This is a genomic window from Streptomyces sp. NPDC050121, from assembly GCF_044460385.1.
Classification (GTDB): Bacteria; Actinomycetota; Actinomycetes; order Streptomycetales; family Streptomycetaceae; genus Streptomyces; species Streptomyces soliscabiei.
The window spans coordinates 91,004-104,463 of sequence record NZ_JBITJV010000023.1 but is presented as its reverse complement, the minus strand read 5'-3'; the positions used below and the strand labels follow the sequence as shown (position 1 = coordinate 104,463).

Here is a 13,460-nt window from a genome sequence, read left to right as displayed (position 1 = left end):
CATCGCACCGGAGAACCACAGATGAGCGCGTGCGCCCTCAATTGGACACGCGCGCCCTCTTGTTGACCCGTGCTTTACCTGCAACTCTGGGCTCACCCTCATTTGTGAACTTGTGCAGTCCCCGAGAGGCGCCCTCGGCGCCGGGCTCGAACTGCCAGGGATTCGTAGGAGGTGACTCCGAACCCATGCTCGTCCGCGACGCCATGAGCACGGTGGTCCTCACCATCGGCCCCGCACACACCCTCCGTCAGGCCGCTGCCCTGATGTCCGCCCGTCGCGTCGGCGCGGCCATCGTCCTGGACCCGGACGCCGGCGGCATCGGCATCCTCACCGAACGGGACATCCTCAACTCCGTCGGCCTGGGCCAGGACCCGGACACCGAACGCACCGACGCCCACACCACCAACGACGTCGTCTTCGCCGCCCCGACCTGGACCCTGGAGGAGGCGGCCCGAGCCATGGCCCACGGCGGCTTCCGCCATCTGATCGTCCTCGACCGCGACGGCCCGGCCGGCATCGTCTCGGTCCGCGACATCATCCGCTGCTGGGCGCCCGTCCGACAGCAGGTACCGGCCTGAGCACACCCCGAGCCCCCGGCGGCCCACCGCCCGCCCAGCCACGAAAACAGCCAGCCCTGGACCCGACTCTGGACTTTGTCCAATTCGAGATGAGCTCTAAAGTCACACCCATTCGGGACCTGGTCCGGCTGGCTGCTAGGCTGGAATCATGAGTGACCTTCTGGAACGGCTGCGCGGGCGCGGATGGCGTATGACCGCGCAGCGGCGCGTCGTGGCCGAGGTACTCGACGGTGAACACGTCCACCTGACCGCCGAGGAAGTGCACGCCAGGGCCGTCGTCCGGCTGCCCGAGATCTCCAGGGCGACCGTCTACAACACGCTCGGCGAGCTGGTCTCCCTCGGCGAGGTGCTCGAGGTCGCCACCGACAAACGAGCCAAGCGCTACGACCCGAACGCCCACCGCCCGCACCACCACCTGGTGTGCGCCCAGTGCGGCGCGATCAAGGACGTCCACCCGAGCGGCAACCCGCTGGCCGACCTCCCCGACTCGGAACGCTTCGGGTTCAGGGTCTCGGACGTCGAGGTGACGTACCGCGGCATCTGCCCGGCCTGCGCGGCGGCGTAACACCCTCTTCACGACCCCGTTGCAGGTCGCGCTCGACAAGGGCGAGTTCGAACGGGAGGGCCTGGACGTCACCCTCAAGGTGCTGCCCGCCCCCGAGGCCCTGCCGCTGCTGGCCAAAGGGGACGTCGACGCCCTGCGGGCGCCCCCGGAGGCGGCGGTCATGAACGGCGTCCGGGCCGGCTTCGACATCCGCTGGGTGGCGGGAAACTTCTCCCCTTCCTCCCACTCCAAGAGCGGCCTGTGGGTGCGACTGAAGGACGGCGAGACGGCGGCGGACGTCAAGATGTCCGACCGCCGGCTGAGCACGATGATCGGCAAGGGCTCGGGGATCAGGGAGATCCGCTCCCGGCACAACGGGCCGCCTCCAGGCCGCCTACGAGGCCCAGGGCGCCACCTCGGGATCGGCGCCCGCTCTCCCCGAGTCGAAAACGGTGGACCGCAGCCTGTACGAGGAGGCCGTGGGCCACGCACACGACTGAGGGCCGGAACCCTTTCGGATTCCGGCCCTCGGCCTTCAGTAGCGGGGACAGGATTTGAACCTGCGACCTCTGGGTTATGAGCCCAGCGAGCTACCGAGCTGCTCCACCCCGCGTCGATGAATGCAACGTTACGTGAAGCCAACCCGCAAAGGCAAATCAGTAAGCCGGACCCCCACCCGCACCTACTTTTCGCAGGCCAGGACAGACAGTCGGCCCGGTCGGCCCGCCACTTCAGCCGGTCCCGTACATCCGGCCGGTCCCGTACATCCGGCCGGTCCCGCACAACCAGCCCGTCCGGCGCTTGAGGACGAGGCCCCCCAGGGCCGACAGCGGGGGTCCGGGGTCGGCAGCCCCCGGGGCACGGGACCGCAACCCCGGGTGCCACTCACCCCGCGCAGCCAGGGCACCGTCACCGCAGCGTCACGCAGACAGTTCTTCCCGCAGCGCGTCCCGCAGCCGTGCCGCCCGCTCGGCCACCTCCCCGGGCCCGAGCGACACCGCCCGGTCCGCCCACCGCTGCCCCTCCGCCAGCTCACCGCGACGCGCGTAGACCAGGGCGAGCCGCAACGCCGCCCGCCCATGCCCGGCATCGGCCGCCCGCGTCCACCACACGGCGGCCTCGGGCTCACTCCCCTCCCGCGCGAGCAGCAGCCCGAGGTTGAAGGCTCCGTTGCGCGAGCCGGCCTCGGCGGCCGTGCGGTACCACCGGGCCGCCTCCACCACGTCACCCCGGGCGGCGGCCAGCATGCCGACCCGTACCTGCGCCCGCCGGTGTCCCTGCGTCGCGGCCCGCTCGTACCACTCCTCGCACTCGGTCTTCTCGTGCACGATCTCCCCGAGCTCGTGCGCCGGCTGCTGCGGCCGCCGCGCGTCGAGCACGGCCGCCAGCCGGTACGCGGCCTCCGCGCTGCCTCCGCCGGCGGCGCACCGCAGATGCCGTTCGGCTTCCTGCTCGTCGCCGTCCCGCAGTCGCGCGATGCCGACCTGCAGCGCCGCCTCGGTGTGCCCGGCGGCCGCCGCCCGCTCGTACCAGCGCAGCGCGACGCTCTCTTCGCCGCGCCCCGCGAAGAGGATCCCGAGGTTGAAGGCGGCGTCGACACTGCCGGCCTCCGCGGCCTTGGAGAACCATGGCTCGGCCCCGGCGGTGTCGCCGCCCTGGAGCAGCAGGATGGCGAGCGCGTTGGCCGCCTCCCGGTGTCCGGCGTAGGCGGCGCGCCGGTACCACTGCTCGGCCTGCGCGGTGCGGCCCTGCTCGGCGCAGAGCAGGGCGAGGTTGTAGGCGCCGTTGTCGTCCCCGGCGTCCATCGCGGCCCGGTACCAGCGTTCGGCGGTCTGTGTCTGGCCGCGCTCGGCGTGCAGCGCGCCCAGGGCGTTCGCCGCGTTGCCGTCGCCGTCCTGGGCGGCGCGCAGCCACCAGATGGCGGCGTTCTCGGTGTCGCCGGCGTCCCGCAGCAGGAACCCGAGCGCGCAGGCGGCCCGTGCCTCGCCGTCCTTGGCGGACGTCAGATACCAGCGCCCGGCCTCCTTCAGCTCGCCCCGCTTCTCCAGGATCGTCCCGAGGTGCAGCGCGGCCCGCCGGTGCCCGCGCGCGGCAGCCTGGCGGTACCACTGCTCGGCGTCCGCCCGCACGCTGCGCTCCTTGGGGTCCTCGCGCTCCTCGTGGTCCCGGTGATCAAGGGCGCGGGCCAGCCGGTATGCGGCTTCCCGGTGGCCGCGCTCCGCGGCGGCCCGCATCCACTGCTCGGCGCCGGGGTCCCCGCGGTGCTCCAGCAGGTCGGCGAGGGCGTAGGCGCCCAGCGCATGGCCCTGCTCGGCGGACTGGCGCAGCCAGTACTCGGCGGCCGGCTCGTCCCCGCACTCACGACGGTGGCGGCCGAGGGCGTGCGCGGCCGCGGCGGAGCCGGCGACGGCGGCGACCCGCCACCAGCCGGCGGCCTCGTCGGGGTAGCCGCGCTGATGGAGGAGGACACCCAGGTTGTTGGCGGCAGCCCGGTCACCCTCCGCGGTGGCGGTACGCAGATGGGGCTCGGCTCCGTCGAGGTCGCCACGGCGCAGCAGCATGGCCCCGAGGACGCTCATGGCCTCGGCGTCGCCGGCTTCCGCCGCGAGCCGCAGGCGCATCTCCTCGACGGCCTCCCCCGTCTCGACGGCGTCCGCCGTCTCGTCCCGGCTCTCGTCCGGGGTCGCTTCCTCACCGGAAGGCTGCACAAATCGCCCTGTCTCGAACAGAGTTGCCTTGTCCCCCATAACGTCCATCGTCGCACCACCTGCAACCCGGGTACACCTGGTATACCGCGGCCCGTAAGGTCACTTCAGCGTTTTGTCGACATGCCCACAGAGAGACAAGTCAAACACAGATCGCCCAACTCCCCACAGCGGCGCGGCCATCACTCTCCCCGGCACATGCGTTCGCACACCACGAAGGCCCGGATCCGTTTCCGGATCCGGGCCTTCGTTTTCAGTAGCGGGGACAGGATTTGAACCTGCGACCTCTGGGTTATGAGCCCAGCGAGCTACCGAGCTGCTCCACCCCGCGTCGTGTTCCACAACCGTACCACGACGCGGGGCGAACATGATCAGCCGCTACTTGGACTGGGACTGGGGCTCGGACTGGCCTTACTCCCGGAGCCGTTGCCGGCCCCGCTGCCCGACCCGCCGCTCGGGCTCGCCGAAGCCTTCGGACTCGGGCTGCTGCTCGCCTTGGCGCCCTTGTCGGCCTCCGCCTGCGCGTCCTCGGCCCGCTTCAGGGCGGCCTCGAGATCCTTCTGCGCCTTGGCGTACGCGTCCCAGTCGGGCTTCTTCAGCGCCTCCTGGCCGGCCTGGAACGCCTTCTGGGCGTCGGCCAGCGCCTCCCGGACCGTCGGGTTGCTGGACGTCGGCGGCGGTGGAGTGGTGCCGGTGCCCTCGTCCGTCGGCGGCGGGGTCGTACTCTCCGCGCCGAACACCTTGTTGAGGGCCTCGTCCAGGGTGTCCTCGAAGGCGGTGTTGCCGCCGTAGGTCACCAACACCTTCTTCAGCAGCGGGTACTTGAGCCCGCCACCGCGCACGTAGACCGGCTCCACGTACAACAGGCCGCCGTCCAGGGGCACCGTGAGCAGGTTGCCGTACTCGATGTCGGAGTCGCCGCCCTTCAGAAGTCTGATGGACTCGGCGATGTCCTGTTCGGAGTTGAACTGGCTCTGGACCTGTTTGGGTCCGTCGACCGTCGTGCTCGTCGGCAGTTTCAGGACTCTGATCTTGCCGTAGTCGGGTGTGCCCGCCTCGGAGTCGACCGCCATGAACGCGCTGAGGTTGTCCCGGCCGTTGGGCGTGAACGTCGTCGTCAGCGAGAACGCCTGCGACTTCTGGTCGGGCATCTTCATGCTCAGGTAGTACGGCGGCACCGCGTCGCCCGACTTGTTGCTCGGGTCGTCCGGAACCTGCCACACCTCGCTGCCGCTGAGGAACGTCGTCGCGTCCTTCACGTGGTAGCGGCTGAGCAGCTCGCGCTGGACCTTGAACAGGTCCTGCGGGTACCGGAGATGGGCCATCAGGTCGGCCGAGATGGACGACTTGGACTCCACCGTGCCGGGGAACGCCTTCATCCAGGTCTTCAGGACCGGGTCCTCGGTGTCCCACTGGTAGAGCTTGACCTCGCCGGTGTACGCGTCGACGGTCGCCTTCACCGAGTTGCGGATGTAGTTGACCTGGTTCTGCTGGGCGACCACCGCGCGGTTGTCGTTGGTCGCGGTCAGCGAGTCGGCCGTCGTGTCGCCGAGGGTCGTACGGGAGGCGTACGGGTATCCGTTGGTCGTGGTGTACGCGTCGACGATCCACTGGATCTTGTGGTTCACCACCGCCGGGTAGGCGTCGCCGTCGATGGTCAGCCATGGGGCGACCGCCTCGACGCGCTCCTTCGGCGTGCGGTTGTACAGGATCCGCGAACCCTCGCCGATGGCGCCGGAATACAGGATCTGCGGCTCGCCGAACGCCACCGCGTACGCGGCCCGGTTGACCGGGTTGGAGAGGTTGACCCCGCTGTTGCCGGTGTAACTGGTGGTCTTCTCACCCGCGTCGTCGGAGTAGTCGATCTCCTTCTGGGGACCGCCGACGATCGAGTACGTGGTCGTCTTCTCGCCGTAGTACACCCGCTGCTCGTAGGTGCCGAGCTCGCCCTCGGAAGGCAGGTTGGACTCGGTGAAGACCGGGCGGCCCTCGGCGTCGGAGGTGGTGCCCTTGGCGGCGACCACGCCGTAACCGTGGGTGTAGCGGAAGTGGTTGTTGATCCAGTTCTGCTTGTCGACGCCCGCGAGGTTCAGCTCGCGCAGACCGATGACGGTGTCCTCGTCGGACCCCTTCACGTTGTAGCGGTCCACGTCCAGGTTGGTCGGGAACGCGTAGTACTTCCGCATCTGCTGGAGCTGCTGGTACGTCGGGGAGACGATGTTCGGGTCCAGGACGCGGATGCTGGCTGTGGCGTCGACGTCGTCGCGCAGCGTCGTCTTGTCCTTGGTGGTACTCGTACCCGAGTACTCGGTGACCTGAGCGCCGTCGATGCCGTACGCCTCGCGCGTCGCCTTGAGGTTCTTCTCGACGTACGGGGCTTCCTTGGCCTGCTCGTTCGGCTGGACCTGGAACTTCTGGACGATCGCCGGGTACAGCCCGCCGATGAGGATCGCCGAGAGGACCATCAGGCCGAAGCCGATCACGGGCAGCTGCCAGGTGCGCCGCCACAGGGTGGCGAAGAACAGCAGCGCGCAGATGACGGCGATGCAGAACAGGATCGTCTTGGCCGGAAGATAGGCGTTGGCGTCGACGTAGCGCAGGCCCGTCCAGTTGTCCGTGGCCTTGAAGTCGCTGGACTTCACCGCAAGGCCGTATCGGTCGAGCCAGTACGCGACGGCCTTCAGCGCGACGAAGATGCCCAGCAGCACCGACAGATGGCCGGTTGCCGCGGCGGTGGCGCGCGCGCCCGGGCTGGTGACGCGCAGCCCGCCGTAGAGGTAGTGGGTGAGCGCGGCGGCGATCAGGGAGAGGATCGTGGCGGCGAAGCCGAAGCCGAGCAGGAACCGGTACCAGGGCAGGTCGAAGGCGAAGAACGAGACGTCGAGGTGGAACTGCGGGTCCTTCTGGCCGAAGGACACCCCGTTGACCCACATCAGCCAGGTCCGCCACTGACCCGCCGCGGAGGCACCGGCGATGAGGCCGACCAGGGCGGTGATGCCCAGCAGCAGCCACGTCTTGTACGGCGCGATGCCCATGCGGTAGCGGTCGAGGCTCTGCTGCTCGACCGACATCGCGCTCAGCGGCGGCCGCATCCGGTGGGCCAGCCAGATGTTGAAGCCGACCGCGAGGGCCATCAGCAGGCCGAAGACGAAGAACAGCCCGATCTTGGTCCAGAGCGTGGTCGTGAACATCGACGAGTAGTGCACCGAGCGGTACCAGAGCCAGTCCGTCCAGAACCCGGCGAACATGGTGAACGCCATGCCGAGGACGGCAAGGACGCCCAGTGTCATGAGCAGCGTCCGGACGCGCCGGGACGGGCGGCCCACTCTGATCCGCGGCCCCGTGGGGCCTCCGCCGCGGTCCGGCATCTGGAAAGCCAAGGTGCGCACCTCGAAAGTCGCAGTTGATCCGTCAGGCCCGCGTGTTCGTGGACCGTTCGTGGCCCCCCGTGATCGCGGGCCCACACCTATGCAACTTACTCACCGTTTACTCGGTTCCCGATTCAGGCCAGGAACGAGAGAGGATTGTGACCATGTCCAACACTCCCATGGCGGCGAGCCCGCTCACCCGGGCCGTACTCGAGATCGACGAGTACGCCTCCGGCCTCGGCTGGGACCAGCCCGCCCGTCTTTTCGCCCTCGTAGACACCGCTCGGCTGCGAGCCCAGGAACCGTCGCTCGCCGCCCAGCTCGGCCTTCAGGACGAGCCCGAGACCACCGGTCTCACCCCGATCGAGCAGGACGAAGTGCCAACGGACAAGCCGCTCGACGAGTTCCTCGCCACGATCGCGTGGCCCGACGCGGTCGTCGGCTGTGCGCTCACGGTGGAGCGTCTGATGCTGCCCCCGTCCGCCGAGGCGCAGGTCCCCAAGGGCCTGAGCGACGCGAAGCTCACGAAGTGGGTCGCGGAGCACCCCGACCGCCAGGAGGTCCGGATGACGGTCGGCGTCCTGCGCGACGGCACCCGTGACTCGGCCCTGCGCCTGCGCGAGAAGGACGCCCCGACGGAGGTCCTCACGGGCGCGGGCCTGGTGCCGGGCCTGGCGGAGGCGCTGTCGGCGACGTTCGCGGAGTAGCCCGCGCCTCGGTCGGCCTACCCGGCCACTTCGCCTACTTCGTCGTGCACTTGGGCAGGTCGGCGGTGTCGCCGCCGCGGATGTCCTTCAGGGCGGTGAGGGCGTCGTCGATGGTGTTCACCTTGACGAGCCTGAGCCCCGAGGGGGTGTCCTTGGCGGCGGCCGAGCAGTTGTCCGCGGGCGTCAGGAAGTACTGGGCGCCCTGGCTGCGCGCGCCGACGGTCTTCATCTCGATGCCGCCGATCGGTCCGACCTTGCCGGCGTCGTCGATGGTCCCGGTGCCGGCGACGAACTTGCCGCCGGTGAGGCTGCCGGGGGTGAGCTTGTCGTAGATGCCGAGCGCGAACATCAGACCGGCGCTGGGCCCGCCGACGTCGGCGAGCTTGATGTCGATGGTGAACGGGAAGGTGTGGTCGGTCCCGGCCGAGATCCCGACGATGGCCCGCTTCGTGCCGGTGTCGTCGGAGGTCGCGGTGGTGATGGTGACGTCCTGGGTCCTGGTCGCCGCCCGGTTCGCCTTCTCGGCGGCCGCCTGCTCCTTCGCCGGGACGATCCGGAAGACGACCTTCTCCCCCGGCTTGTGCTTGGTGACCAGCTTCGCGACGTCACCGGGCTCCTTCACCGCGGCGCCGTCCACTGCCTTGATGACGTCACCGGCGTGCAGTCTGCCCTCCGCCGGGGAGCCCTTCACGACGGTGGAGACGATCACCCAGGACGTCACCGGGATGTTCAGCTCCTTCAGGGCGGCGACCTTGGCGCTCTCCTGGGACTGGCTGAACTCCTCGGCGTTCTCCTGGGTCGACTGCTCCTCGGTCTTGCCGTCCGGATACAGCGTGTCGTGCGGCACGACCTTGTTGTCGTGCGCGAGCCATCCGTAGACGGCCTCGACGAGGTTCATGCGGTAGTCGGCGCTGGTGACCCGCACCGTGGTCATGTTCAGGTGGCCGCTGGTCGCGTACGTCTTGCGCCCGGCGATCTGCAGCACCGGCTCGCCGCCGTGGTCGCCGAGCGTGTTCACCGTCGGCCCCGGGGACATCTCCGCGTACGGCACGGGGATGAGTACGCCCGCGCACAGGAGCGCGATCAGCATCAGGGTGGAGGCGAGCATCGTCGCGGTGCGGCGTGGCATGCCTCGACAGTACGTGACGCGTCTGTCAGCGCACCGTCAGGGCTGCCACCCGGGTCACGTACGCGAGTGGGGCTTCTCCATGGCCGCGCGGAAGCGGGCGTATCCGTCCAGCTCAGGGCCGTCGCCACGGGCATTGCGGGTCCGGTTGGCCCAGCTTCCCCACAGGCCGGCGCCGATCGCGGCGACAAGCGGAATCAGCAACCACGCGAGCGCAGCCATGCCGACCTCCCAACCCCGATGTGCCACCACAACTGACTGATCAGCAGATTAACCATCCGCACTGACAACGCTCACGGCAGGGGGCCGGTTACGCAACCGGACGGTGGCGGTCGCAGGCCGTGGCAGGGCTCAGCAGCGGGCAGTACTCAGCAGGCCCCCACCCGCCCTCCCGTCGCCCGACCACCGCCCCTCAACGGCGGTGCTACGCACCGACCCATTCATCGGTACCGTCGGAGAACTTCTGGTGCTTCCAGATGGGCACCTCGTGCTTGAGGTCGTCGATCAGCTTCCGGCAGGCCTCGAAGGCCTCCCCGCGGTGCGGACACGACACGGCGACGACAACGGCGAGATCACCGACGCGGAGGTCCCCGACCCGGTGCACGGCGGCCAGCGCCCGTACCGGGTGGTCGGCGACGACCTTCTCGGCGATCCGCCGCATCTCCGCCTCGGCGCTGGGATGGCACGAGTACCCGAGCGCGTCGACGTCGGCGCCCCCGTCGTGGTTGCGCACGGTGCCCACGAACAGCGCCGTCCCACCGGCCGCGTCGTCCCCGACGGCCTTGAAGACCTCGTCCAGGGAGAGCGCCGTGTCACGAACGGCGATCAGCTTGATGGGATCCCGCGCTGCCTGCTCGCCGGGGTGATCGTTGGTGGCTGCCATACCCCCATCGTGCCGCACGCCGGGAAGCAGACGAAACGGCCGATCGCCCGGCACACGCGCGTGCCGTTCGGAACGGCCTGCAGAACCAGCACAATCGACCCGTCCACGGCTCTGCTCCGGCGGGAGGCTCCCTTTCCGGAGGGAACCCCGCCGTGTGCTCCCGCCACTCCCGCCGCTACCGCCGCCGGGCCTTCCGGGCCCGCCGCACCACGGCGGCCGCACCCAGCAGAGCGACCGTCGCCCCCGCAGCCCCCGCAGCCGTCGCGTCCTTGCGCCCCAGCCGCCGCCCGACGACCGTGTGCCGCCCGGACACCTCCTCCAGCAGCTCCGCGAGCACCTCCTCGTTGGTCCACTGGGGCCGCCATCCCGCGTCGTGCAGCCGGCTCCCGCTCACCACCCAGGGGTACATCGTGTACGCCAGGTCGCCCGCCGGAGACGGCGTCAGCCCGATCCGGTGCAGCCGGGCGGCGGCGCCCAGCGCGACCGCGGACGGCAGCTCCATCCGCCGGATCCCGCTGAGCTCCTCGACCTCCTCCTGCTCCAACCACCCGTCACAGCCCACGGCCAGTTCACCGTCGACCTTCTCCAGGACGGCGTACTCCAGAGCGCCCACCAGGTCCTCGACGTGGCAGAACTGCCAGGCCGGCCGCGACCCGGCGACGACCAGCAGCCGCGGCGACTCGAAGTACCGGGTCAGCGCCGTGTCGGTGCCTCCGACGAGCACCGCGGGACGCACCACGGTCACGTTGAGCCCCGGATGCGCCCGGGGCGCACGCCGGGCGAGCCGTTCGATTTCCAGGAGGTCGCCGACGCCGGTGGCCTCGGCCGTCGCCCGCAGCTCCGCGTCCTCCGAGAGCGGCAGCTCGTTGTCCTCCAGCGCTCCGTAGACCATCGCGGAGGTGCACAGCACGACGCGGTGCACCCCGGCCGCCGCGGCGGCCGTCAGCACGGTCTGCGTACCGCGCACGTTGTAGGCCGTCCGGGCGGCGGCGTCACTCCCCAGGTCGAGGTCGAGCGCGAGGTGGACCACGACGTCCGCTCCGCGGAGCTTTTCGGCGATCGCAGGGTCGCGGACGTCGAGGATGTGCCACTGTGCCGCGTCACACTCGCCCCGCCGCTCGTCGATGGCGACGACCTGCTTGACCTCCTCGGACGCGGCGAGCCGCTCGGTGAGCAGCGCGCCGACCCCGGTCGCGGCGCCGGTCACGGCGACTACGGGCCCGCGCGCACCGCCCGGGGTCGATCGGTTTCGCGCTGCGCGAACCTGCGGATCTGGGGAACTCACCAGGTGTCTCCAGCGGTTGTCTTGGCATACGGGCGCGAGTAACGCGTACGTACCAGTGGCATCCATCCTGCCGCAGGCCAGGAGTCGGCGAAGCACCGAGGCCCGATCGAGCCGGGGTGTCTACGCTGGGTGGTGTTGCAGGGCAGTCGCCGCCGGCCGAGAAACCGGTGGCCTTACCAGCCGAGGAACCCCGTGAGTGACACCCCATTCGGATTCGGCCTTCCGCCGGAGGAGCCGGAAGACGGCGACGAGGGCAAGAAGAAGGACTCGCAGAGCGGCGGTGGTCAGGGACCGGCCAACCCGTTCGGTTTCGGCGGGTTGCCCGGTGCCGGAGGCTTCGGCGGCCCGGGCGGTCCGGGCGCCGACAATCCGCTCGCCGCGATGTTCGGCTCACTGAACCCCAACGACCTGGGGGCCGCGTTCCAGCAGCTGGGCCAGATGCTCTCCTACGAGGGCGGCCCGGTGAACTGGGACATGGCCAAGCAGATCGCCCGCCAGACGGTCTCCCAGGGCACCTCCGACGGGGTGAAGGACGCGAGCGTCGGCCCCTCCGAGCGCACCGCGGTCCAGGAGGCCGTCCGTCTGGCCGATCTGTGGCTGGACGACGCGACGTCCCTGCCGTCCGGCGCGGCCTCGGCGGTGGCGTGGTCGCGCGCGGAGTGGGTCGAGGCGACCCTGCCCGCGTGGAAGGAGCTCGTCGACCCGGTCGCCGAGCGCGTCGGCGCGGCCATGGGCGATGTCCTGCCGGAGGAGATGCAGGCCATGGCCGGCCCGCTGATCGGCATGATGCGCTCCATGGGCGGCGCGATGTTCGGCTCGCAGATCGGGCAGGCGGTGGGCGTCCTCGCGGGCGAGGTCGTCGGCTCGACCGACATCGGTCTGCCGCTCGGCCCGGCCGGGCGTGCCGCGCTGCTGCCGGTGAACATCGAGGCGTTCGGCAAGGACCTGGGCGTGGCGAAGGACGAGGTGCGGCTGTACCTCGCGCTGCGCGAGGCCGCCCACCAGCGTCTGTTCGCACATGTGCCGTGGCTGCGCTCGCACCTGTTCGGCGCGGTCGAGGGCTACGCGCGCGGGATCAAGGTCGACACGGCCAAGCTGGAGGACGTGGTCGGTCAGTTCGACCCGCAGAACCCCGAGCAGTTGCAGGACGCGCTGCAGCAGGGCATGTTCCAGCCGGAGGACACCCCGGAGCAGAAGGCCGCCCTGGCCCGTCTGGAGACGGCCCTGGCGCTCGTCGAGGGCTGGGTGGACGCGGTGGTGCACGCCGCCGCGAAGCCGCGCCTGACGTCCGCCGACGCCCTGCGTGAGACGCTGCGCCGCCGGCGTGCGACGGGCGGTCCCGCGGAGCAGACGTTCGCGACGCTGATCGGTCTGGAGCTGCGCCCGCGCCGCCTGCGGGACGCCTCCCGTCTGTGGGCCTCGCTGACGGACGCGCGCGGGGTGGACGGCCGGGACGCCCTGTGGGCCCACCCGGACATGCTGCCCACGGCCTCCGACCTGGACGACCCGGACGGCTTCGTGCACCGCGAGCACATGGACTTCTCCGAGTGGGACAAGATGCTCGGCGAGGCGGCGAGCGGCGGCCCGGGCGAGAAGCCGAACCTGAAGAAGGACGACGGCGAGCACGACTCCGGACACGACTCCAAGGGCGACGACAGCGAGTGAGCCTGTACGACGACGCGGTCCTCGTCCTGAAGGAGTACGAGGGCCAGGAAGAGCTGCGCCAGACCTACCTGGACCATCTCGGCGCGCATCCGGACGGCATGTGGAAGGCCTGCGGGGACGGGCACATCACAGCGAGCGCGCTGGTGATCGACCCGGAGCACGGGCGGGTGCTGCTCACGCTCCACAAGAAGCTGCGCAAGTGGCTGCAGACGGGCGGCCACTGCGAGCCGGTCGACGCGACGCTGGCGGCCGCGGCCCTGCGGGAGGGCACCGAGGAGTCGGGCGTCCTGGGGCTGGCCCTGCTGCCCGGCGGCCCGGTGCGCCTAGACCGGCATCTCACGCCGTGCGCCTGGCACTTCGACGTCCAGTACGCGGCGCTCGCTCCGGCGGGGGCCGTGGAGGCCATGAGCGACGAGTCGCTCGACCTGCGCTGGTTCCCCTACGCCGAGGTGACTGGGGTCGCCGACGAGTCGGTCGTCCGGCTGCTGGAAGCCACCCTCGCGCGGCTGTGAGCCGGAACGGGTAAGGGGCGACCTTCCAGGTGGCCGCCCCTTACGTTTTGTTTTCCGGACGGTCCAATCGGCTTCAGTGAAGTCCGA

At 70.5% G+C, this 13,460-nt stretch carries 11 protein-coding genes, 2 tRNA genes and 1 pseudogene; 6 read left to right on the top strand and 8 right to left on the bottom strand.

All coding sequences use genetic code 11. The features are described 5' to 3' along the window. Positions 1 to 185 precede the first annotated feature (185 nt). The 3 genes and pseudogenes from ACIBTS_RS30540 to ACIBTS_RS30530 form a co-directional block, all read left to right on the top strand. Positions 186 to 578: a cyclic nucleotide-binding/CBS domain-containing protein gene (locus ACIBTS_RS30540; protein WP_399323591.1), complete on the top strand. Its 393-nt coding sequence runs from the start codon at positions 186 to 188 to the stop codon at positions 576 to 578. A 148-nt stretch (positions 579 to 726) separates the two neighbouring features. Then, a complete protein-coding gene (locus ACIBTS_RS30535; protein ID WP_334577377.1) occupies positions 727 to 1,143 on the top strand; it encodes a Fur family transcriptional regulator in 417 nt (138 codons plus the stop codon). A 7-nt stretch (positions 1,144 to 1,150) separates the two neighbouring features. Beyond that, positions 1,151 to 1,474: pseudogene (locus ACIBTS_RS30530) on the top strand (hypothetical protein); the annotation flags it as partial. 187 nt (positions 1,475 to 1,661) lie between these two features. On the opposite strand, the gene ACIBTS_RS30525 reads toward ACIBTS_RS30530, so the two are convergent. From ACIBTS_RS30525 to ACIBTS_RS30510, 4 genes are all read right to left on the bottom strand, one after another. Then, positions 1,662 to 1,735 (bottom strand) — tRNA-Met (locus ACIBTS_RS30525). A 307-nt stretch (positions 1,736 to 2,042) separates the two neighbouring features. Beyond that, on the bottom strand, positions 2,043 to 3,878 hold the full coding sequence (locus ACIBTS_RS30520; RefSeq protein WP_399323588.1) for a tetratricopeptide repeat protein: 1,836 nt from the start codon (positions 3,876 to 3,878) through the stop codon (positions 2,043 to 2,045). A 206-nt stretch (positions 3,879 to 4,084) separates the two neighbouring features. After that, positions 4,085 to 4,158: transfer RNA gene (locus ACIBTS_RS30515), tRNA-Met, on the bottom strand. A gap of 40 nt (positions 4,159 to 4,198) precedes the next feature. Beyond that, the gene (locus ACIBTS_RS30510) at positions 4,199 to 7,195 is read right to left on the bottom strand and encodes a UPF0182 family protein (RefSeq protein WP_399323671.1); all 2,997 of its coding nucleotides are present in this window, start codon (positions 7,193 to 7,195) and stop codon (positions 4,199 to 4,201) included. A gap of 164 nt (positions 7,196 to 7,359) precedes the next feature. On the opposite strand from ACIBTS_RS30510, the gene ACIBTS_RS30505 reads away from it, so the two are divergent. Further along, entirely contained in the window at positions 7,360 to 7,902 is a 543-nt protein-coding gene (locus ACIBTS_RS30505; protein WP_319676710.1) for a PPA1309 family protein, read from the top strand. Positions 7,903 to 7,936: 34 nt separating this feature from the next. Here the strand turns inward: ACIBTS_RS30505 and ACIBTS_RS30500 are convergent, their stop codons facing one another. The 4 genes from ACIBTS_RS30500 to ACIBTS_RS30485 all read right to left on the bottom strand — a co-directional run bounded on the left by ACIBTS_RS30500 (position 7,937) and on the right by ACIBTS_RS30485 (position 11,196). After that, positions 7,937 to 9,031 carry a PDZ domain-containing protein gene (locus ACIBTS_RS30500; RefSeq protein ID WP_399323586.1) on the bottom strand — a complete coding sequence of 365 codons (1,095 nt, stop codon included), beginning with the start codon at positions 9,029 to 9,031 and terminating at the stop codon, positions 7,937 to 7,939. A 54-nt stretch (positions 9,032 to 9,085) separates the two neighbouring features. After that, a complete protein-coding gene (locus tag ACIBTS_RS30495) occupies positions 9,086 to 9,250 on the bottom strand; it encodes a hypothetical protein (protein ID WP_319676712.1) in 165 nt (54 codons plus the stop codon). Positions 9,251 to 9,452: 202 nt separating this feature from the next. Continuing rightward, a complete protein-coding gene (locus ACIBTS_RS30490; protein ID WP_319677096.1) occupies positions 9,453 to 9,911 on the bottom strand; it encodes a molybdenum cofactor biosynthesis protein MoaE in 459 nt (152 codons plus the stop codon). Positions 9,912 to 10,086: 175 nt separating this feature from the next. Then, entirely contained in the window at positions 10,087 to 11,196 is a 1,110-nt protein-coding gene (locus tag ACIBTS_RS30485; RefSeq protein ID WP_079659791.1) for an SDR family oxidoreductase, read from the bottom strand. Positions 11,197 to 11,388: 192 nt separating this feature from the next. Between ACIBTS_RS30485 and ACIBTS_RS30480 the strand changes: the two genes are divergently transcribed. Next, entirely contained in the window at positions 11,389 to 12,861 is a 1,473-nt protein-coding gene (locus ACIBTS_RS30480; RefSeq protein ID WP_399323583.1) for a zinc-dependent metalloprotease, read from the top strand. Further along, positions 12,858 to 13,373, top strand: a complete 516-nt coding sequence (locus ACIBTS_RS30475) for an NUDIX hydrolase (protein ID WP_399323581.1) — start codon at positions 12,858 to 12,860, stop codon at positions 13,371 to 13,373. The genes ACIBTS_RS30480 and ACIBTS_RS30475 overlap by 4 nt, the downstream gene beginning before the upstream one ends. Positions 13,374 to 13,460 lie beyond the last annotated feature (87 nt).